Below are 7,436 nucleotides of genomic sequence, written 5' to 3'. Positions count from 1 at the left end.
AGGTATAGCTATAGTTACAGAAGGAAAAGTCTTGACTCTGGTTTCAACTAACATATTAGATTTAGCTATCATCTTGAATTTGTTTTGGATAAATAACAATTTAAATTACAAGAACATTTTCATAGGAATCATCATAAAACGCATACATGCTTTTAAAAAGCACAAAGCATCAATTCTCAAGCTATTAATAGGAGATAGAGGAAAGTATTTTTTACGTAACTCTCTGTGTATCTTATAATGTTTAAAGACTTTTATAGAAGATACGCCTGTAGTGTCATAGTAAGAAATTGGAAAATATAGCAGGTGTGGTTCAGCAATTAAAGAAGCTCTAATATTAAAATCATAATCCATTTCTAAAGTTAGCCGCTCATCATATAAGCCGACTTTTTTGAGAAGTTCTTGAGAAAAAATAGTAGACTGGTGACAGATAGGATTGCGAGACAAAAATAAGTTTTGATCCCAATGACTATACTGCTTAATATACCTTTTTAAGTATTGTTTTCGGCTCCGAGAGATAGTTTCTCCAAATGCCCAAAGCCACTTTTCTTTTATATAAGAATCTAAAAGTTTAGTAATTACTACTTCATTAACTAAAGTATCTCCAGAATTTAAGAAAATTACTAAATTACTTGATGATTTGATTAATCCTACATTAAAAGCATTAGCAATCCCAACACCATTTTGCTGAAATATAGTTACTTTTTTTTGATGATTATATTGATTGATCAGAGAAACTGTTTCGTCTGTAGAATGACCGTCGATAATAATATGGTGAATATGTTGATAGTCTTGCTGGCTCACGCTTTCTAGAGTATCTAATACACAGTGAGCAGAGTTCTTTGTCAAAGTAATTATATCAAATTCAATTGGACGGCTAGCTTTTTGATGTTTATTATTCATTGGATTCTACAGATATTTTTAAAAAAGCAGTAATTTATTATCGAAGAAGTATTAATTGAATTCGGTTTTGGGCTGAATTAAATTATAATAACTACCAATTGCTCCCAATATAATCAATATATCCTGGAAGTGAAATAAAAGGTTCACCTTCAAGAAAATTAGCCAGATTTCCAATAGATATGTTATAAAGAAAATTTCCAAAAAATAAAGTCATAAAAGAACAAATCATAATTAAAAGAGAGAGGCTTGGCAATTTTCCCAAAAGCAAGTGCTTCTCTAGGGGTAAATAGAGAAATAATCCAACGTAGGTTATCAAAAGAAGGCTAAGCCTAAGTGCAAACTGATCATCTATACCTCTCGCTACTACAAAGAAGAAAACTTGAGCAGAATACAAGGACGTAACAATTTTATCAAAGTTCTCGCTTTCATTTAACCTTAAGGATTTTAAATTTCGTTGCTTATAAAGTTGGATTGCAATGTAAATATAAACAGTAGATATTATTGGAATGAGAACAGAATGTCCATTCAGTCCACCTGGATTATCCTGTTTAAGGAAAAACCCGCCCTTTTGAGCCGCTGTGGAGAAAATACTGGTACTCTCTAGCGCTGCCAAAATAGTTCCAAACAAGGTCTTATTAGCTGAAGATGTGAATCCAAGACAAATTAGAAGCACCATAAGCAGTAAATAATTTCTCCAGTAGTTATTGCTTACTTTCTTAGCTTGATTCTCATTTTTTCCAGAAATTAAAGCTGCAAGAAAGAAAGGCAAGTAAATTAAGCTTGTATAGTGATTTAAAGCACTTGCTATAAAGTAAAAGCAGGATAAGAGCTTTTTGCGTCTCGTAACAATTGCGCACAGAAACATTGAGACTGCCATAAATTGACGCATCAAAAAAGTCTGCATATAAAATGCAGGATTGCACAATGTAAGCATTACTAACAGTGCATGATACTTTTTTGAAAAGCCTCTACAGATTATAAAAATCGTAAGAAAGTTAATCGTAAATGACCAAAGAAATAGAAAGCCTCTTTCAGAACCCCTTGAAATTATAAAAAACAGGGAAGATAGAAAATAAAAAGCAGGCTCAAACGTTTCAGAAGTTTGCTCTATACATTCAACGAAATAATCACCTGCACAACGTTTGTATTCATTTAAATAAACAGCGGTGTCTAAGTATATTTCTCTAGAGCAGCAAAAAACTGTTACGGTAAATAAAACAATAAGAAGTATAATATTCTTAATGAGGTGTTCAATTTTTTTGTTTCCATAACTCTTGTTTAAGTGCACAAAAAGTAAAAGTGGAAAAATGCCAACTATCGGTACATAAACCCATACTAGCAAGCCTAAGACTAGTATCAGAATAGGCAGATTAACTTCTACTTTTTGCGCAATTCTAATATTCATTGTGTCTTAAATTCTGAGAACCACTCAGTATAGTTTTTTTTATTTGCCATTAAAATAATGCATCACACCTTGGATGAGCCAGTGCAAACTGTTCAAGAGTTCGATCTAGCAACTTAGCATTGTTGTAAGTACAAATGATGAGATCCATCTCAGTTGTTGTTAGCTAGTAGGCATAAATTTCAATTTACCAGTAAGCACCACCCTCCATAACTGTATGGTTTGGAGGAGTTTCTTTAACGTTTGGTCTTACCCAAAATGGGTTATAAAGCGCTTGATAGATTGGGCGACTGTCCCATCTTTTCCCTTTAATCCCAAACATAATTTGTGTTGCCCCACCCAAATGAATTGCTTTTTTCGATAATGACTTAATAAACCCTGCTAGAGGAAGTCCATAGGAGCCACATCCTAGAATTGCAACATCAAATTCTTTCCTGCTTATCTGTTCACATAGCCAATCGTATGCTTCAAACCAACTACTAAAACCATCTGTATTACCAGTGATTGATTGAACTGCTTTAACCACATCTAGATCAAAAGCTGGCAGTACATTCGCAATTTTAAAAAGAAACTCTCGATTGTTGTAATAATTTTCTAGAATCGTTTCTGCGAAAGGATGAATAACTAAAACCTTCTTCCCTTCTAAATACCTACTCCACGGATTTTGATGAAAATAGGGTTCCATGTCTATTAAATTCACCATTTTAGGAAGTTGTTCAGAATACTTCTGAATACTTTCAGCCTCGCTTCTCAGATACCAGACTCCCAAAACATCAATTAATTTAATAGACTCTAAAAAGAGTTCGCAATAACGATCTAATGATTCTTTTGTAATTGGGAAAAAACCAGAGCAACGATGCATATCAGCCATTATTTTCTCTTCATATGAACCTCTAAGATACTGTTCAAGACAACGTAGCTCAGTTGCTCCAAAGCGAGTAACCATTGCAGGGTTTTTCCCTTGAATAAGTTCAGAAATACATGCATTGCACTGCTCAGAATCAAGGATTTGACTATAAATATTCCAATGACTAAAATACCTTACCTTTTGTATAACCGTTAACTTTAAGTCAGAAAATAATGATTCTTTTGTAATTGATACAACTCTTGATAAATCTGACATAACTTTTCTTTCTAGTGTTCTCTAAATCGTTAGTCAATTTGCGACCATTTAGTGGATTGACGTAAAAGCCCATGTGACTTAGCAAAGGCAATATCAACTTGTCCAAGTGCTCCATCATCAGGTCTAAGCAAAAAGCCAGGAATATTCTAAACTTCGTAACCTTTAGTTCTTAGGCAATCTAAGCTTTTTGAAATAAGCTTAACCAGATTATATGTTCTTCTCTACTCATCCTGACAATAGTAAATAAACTATGAATTTGACCTTTAGTCCAATTCCACATGATCGATGTTTCTGCTTTATTGTTTGGATTAATTAAAGCTTTAACATAGCAAATAATTATTTGTAACATTCCTTTAAAAATTCTGAGAATAGATACAAGTAACCAAATATAGTAAGAACGGTTCCAACGCATCACAGCAATGTAAGGAGCTGCGGCACCAAAACCATACATTAAGTTAAAAAGATAAGTTTCTGATATGCGCTTTGTAGGGATAAAATGGTGCAATACACAATCAGGTGTATACCAAAGTTCATAACCTGCGTTCAGAATTCGTAAAACTATCTCAGAATCTCCTCCTGCACTGAGTTTTTTTCCTTCTCTATCGTTGAGTAATTGTTTATGTAACCAGCCACTTTTCTCAATGGCAGTTCTACAAATAACTAAACCTGCACCCGGAATATGATAATTACGCCGATTTAATTGCTTTGAAGTTTCTCCGCGATCGCAAGCAGCAAAGTTCATTGACTTTTTGATAAGTATAGGGGAAGGAGTTGTTTCCCAATCCAATATAATTTTACCACCAAATGCACCACAGTTTGGATGAGATGCAGCAAATTGTATTGATTTATCTACCCAATCTTCTGATAAAAGGCAATCATCATCAACAAAACTAATCCATTCACTCGTTGTATTTCTAATTCCACATATACGTGCAGAAGTTAGTCCTTGTTTTGTCTCTACTATCCGACGCAAGTTAGGAATTAATTGAGAATTAATGTGCTTCTCAACAATATCAGCAGTTTCGTCTGTACAGTTATTATCTACTACTAAAACAGTCCATTTATGATCATCAGTTAGTTTTTGTAAAGAAATGTTTGTGAGAACGCGATCTAGTAACTTAGCATTGTTGTAAGTGCAAATTATAATATCCATTGCTTGATGATTGCCCCAATTAAATAAAAAATTTAGTTATCAAATGTCATTTTTTGCTAGTCGCATAACGACTTAGCAGCAGAGAGACTGTATCTTTATGAGTTTTTGCTAACCACAATAAGAGAATCATGTTTTGTATTAAAAACATGAAAGATTGAGCTATGTAACTATTGGGAAGTATAAAATGAATTAACATTACTAGAGAAAACCATGAAAGCGGAAATAATAACCATTTGAACCAAAAATAAGCCGGAATCGACAAACGCTTCATGCCAAATACAGTGACTAGGGACGTTGTTAAAAATCCAGAATTTCCTAAGATTGCTCCGATTAAGCCAAAATTATATGCACCAAGAGCTATTAATAACAGTGAAGATAAGCTACCCAATAGCAGAATCAAAGCACAAGTCTTAACTGCCTTTGTTGCTAACAAAGAGAAGTAACCAACTGCATGACATGAATAAAATGCATAAATGGCTGTGGCAATGCAAAATAAAGTTATGTATTCGCTTGTAGTTTGTTGGGAAAAGAATATCCTGACAATTAATGGAGAAAGGGTAATTAAATTAGCTCCCATTCCTAAAGCAACTAACCCATTAATTTGGGTAGCCTGTTTAACTTGCTGTTTTAGTTGATGCCGATTAATGTCTTGATCTGCAATTAGATTGCTTAAACTTGGGAGTAAAGGCTGTACAGGTAATGCGGCAAATGAGTTGATTTGTGCAGTGACATCAGTAATTGCTGCATACACCCCAACCACCTGAGTACCTAGCAAGCTGCCGACAATCAACCGATCGCCTCGACTAAAAAGCGTACTTCCTAATGTATTTAACCACATCATTAAGCTGTAACCTCCTACCGCCACTGCTTTTTGTTGATTCCAATTCAAACGAAGGTTGACACCTTTAAGTAGCGATCGCACTACCCAGATATGACTTAACAAACTCACTACACTGGTTAAAGCTTGCCACTGCATTAACTCAAGCGTGCGACCCCCCAGCCAAACTACAGCCAACATTCCCACACTCAGTAGTACCCATTGCATTGTATTCAGCACGTTCATCAAGTCATAACGCTGATGAGCTTGTTCCACACCAACCAAAGCTTGTTGCAGCAATCGCGCTGCTACTACTAACCCACCAATTTGAATAGCCTGTATAACTTTTAGCTGTTGTTCTTGCCCTAATTTAGGAAATAAGCTAATAATTCCTTCAGCACCCATCCACAGACCAACTGCTGCTAAAGTTGCTAATATCAGCATTGCCCCAAAAGTTACGGTCAAGGTTTGCGACAGACCATCAACATCTTTCTTTCCTAAGTCCTGGGAGACAAATACAGTTGTGGCTGTGGAAAGACCTGCTTCTGCTAAAGTAACCATTACCACTACCGCAGAAGCTAGAGTCCATAACCCATACTCTTCAATTCCAAGTATGCGAATTAATACGGGGATAATTAGTATACCTAGTCCAATTCTTATTAATCCTGCTACTGAGTTATAAAAACCATTTTTAAGTAAGCTGTTTTTCACTAAAAATATTCTCGTTTAATACAATTACTTTATATGAAAATATTAAGACAATTGAAACAAGCCGTTATCAGACGATTAGGAAATGTGTATATTAGGCAACTTCACTTCGCCCTTGCCATTGCGTAGCTTGCCGTCGTAGGCATCGCTGCTATTTTTGTCGTAATAACCCTTCTGGTTGTAGTAAATAAAACCGCTATCAGCAGTTACTCCATTCACCACCATTCCTAAAACGCGCGATCGCGCTTGTTTTAACATTGTCTTTGCAGTTTTGGCAACGGCTAAATCAAGCACTCCTGGACGTACAACTAGCAATATCCCATCTGCTATCTTGCTTAATATCAAGGCATCACCAAACAAACTTAATGCTGGGGTATCAATAATTACACAGTCATAATTTTGAATTGCCTCTTGGATCAATAAAGACATCTGCTGCGAGTCCAGTAGTGCTGCCGGATTAGGTGGAATTGTCCCAACAGTTAGCACATCTAAGTTAATCATTACTTCTTGGGTAGTGCGGGGAAACTCTGCTTCACCGACTAAAATATTACTCAGTCCTACCAAATTAGATAATTTCCAGATTTTTTGTTGGCAAGAGTGACGCATATCCGCATCTACCAACAGCACTTTGCGTCCCATATGTGCTTTAGCCATTGCCAGGTTAGACGCCACAAATGACCTCCCTTCACTTGGAGTTGAACTAACCACAGCAATTACTTTTAGCGGTTTATCAAAAACGGTAAAATCCAAGTTTGTCTGAAGCATCTCAAAGGCTGAATTTACTGCCGAGTAAGAATTGTCTTTCATTGGCAGTTTTAATAAAGACTCTACCTCACCACCTTTAAATTTTTGACCCAAGTCAGGAATTGTACCGAGCAAGGGATAATCAAATAGCTGTTGAGCTTGATCAATAGTTTTCAGAGATCGATCCATAGATTCCAACATTAAAGCTATCCCCACACCCACCAAAATTCCTAAAAATCCACCCACTGCCAGATAGAGTGTAATTTTGTTAGCTGCTTTATCAGGAAGTAAAGCCATAGATACTACCTGTGCATTACCGACATTTTGATTGGCAACGACATCCACTTGTTGCGATCGCTTCAGTAGTTCTTCATAAGTTCCTCGTGCTACTTGCAACTGTCGCTCTAGCTGTTGCTGTTGTTGTTGCAATTGGGGTAAGACACCTAATCTTTTTTGGGACATTGTGTATGCATCCTGCAAAACCTTAATTCGATTGGCTAATGCTGAACGTTCCACATCCGACTGTACCAACTGAGCAGTTAGAGTCTGCTTGAGTTCCCCCATCTGTAAATTTTGCGTTGGTACAGAT

At 35.9% G+C, this 7,436-nt stretch carries 6 protein-coding genes; all 6 read right to left on the bottom strand.

The genetic code is table 11. The annotated features are described in order from the left end of the window. Positions 1 to 105: 105 nt before the first annotated feature. The gene (locus VE944_RS19045) at positions 106 to 900 is read right to left on the bottom strand and encodes a glycosyltransferase (protein WP_324980251.1); all 795 of its coding nucleotides are present in this window, start codon (positions 898 to 900) and stop codon (positions 106 to 108) included. Positions 901 to 991: 91 nt separating this feature from the next. Then, positions 992 to 2,305 carry an EpsG family protein gene (locus tag VE944_RS19040; protein WP_324980249.1) on the bottom strand — a complete coding sequence of 438 codons (1,314 nt, stop codon included), beginning with the start codon at positions 2,303 to 2,305 and terminating at the stop codon, positions 992 to 994. Between the two features lie 184 nt (positions 2,306 to 2,489). Further along, positions 2,490 to 3,425 carry a hypothetical protein gene (locus VE944_RS19035; protein ID WP_324980245.1) on the bottom strand — a complete coding sequence of 312 codons (936 nt, stop codon included), beginning with the start codon at positions 3,423 to 3,425 and terminating at the stop codon, positions 2,490 to 2,492. A gap of 178 nt (positions 3,426 to 3,603) precedes the next feature. Beyond that, on the bottom strand, positions 3,604 to 4,578 hold the full coding sequence (locus VE944_RS19030; protein ID WP_324980243.1) for a glycosyltransferase: 975 nt from the start codon (positions 4,576 to 4,578) through the stop codon (positions 3,604 to 3,606). Between the two features lie 46 nt (positions 4,579 to 4,624). Beyond that, the gene (locus VE944_RS19025; RefSeq protein ID WP_324980240.1) at positions 4,625 to 6,106 is read right to left on the bottom strand and encodes an oligosaccharide flippase family protein; all 1,482 of its coding nucleotides are present in this window, start codon (positions 6,104 to 6,106) and stop codon (positions 4,625 to 4,627) included. A gap of 75 nt (positions 6,107 to 6,181) precedes the next feature. Beyond that, positions 6,182 to 7,436, bottom strand: a 1,255-nt coding sequence (locus VE944_RS19020; protein ID WP_324980237.1) for a polysaccharide biosynthesis tyrosine autokinase, incomplete at its 5' end; no start/stop codon positions are given.

Source organism: Nostoc sp. (assembly GCF_035638895.1).
Taxonomy (GTDB): Bacteria; Cyanobacteriota; Cyanobacteriia; order Cyanobacteriales; family Nostocaceae; genus Nostoc.
Note: the sequence above shows the minus strand (reverse complement) of the source record. Positions and strands in the feature narration are given on the sequence as shown.

Excerpts from the sequence above, each read along its gene's own strand:
- VE944_RS19045 (WP_324980251.1), bottom strand. The coding sequence starts at position 900 with ATGAATAATAAACATCAAAAAGCTAGCCGTCCAATTGAATTTGATATA.
- VE944_RS19040 (WP_324980249.1), bottom strand. The coding sequence starts at position 2,305 with ATGAATATTAGAATTGCGCAAAAAGTAGAAGTTAATCTGCCTATTCTG.
- VE944_RS19035 (WP_324980245.1), bottom strand. The coding sequence starts at position 3,425 with ATGTCAGATTTATCAAGAGTTGTATCAATTACAAAAGAATCATTATTT.
- VE944_RS19030 (WP_324980243.1), bottom strand. The coding sequence starts at position 4,578 with ATGGATATTATAATTTGCACTTACAACAATGCTAAGTTACTAGATCGC.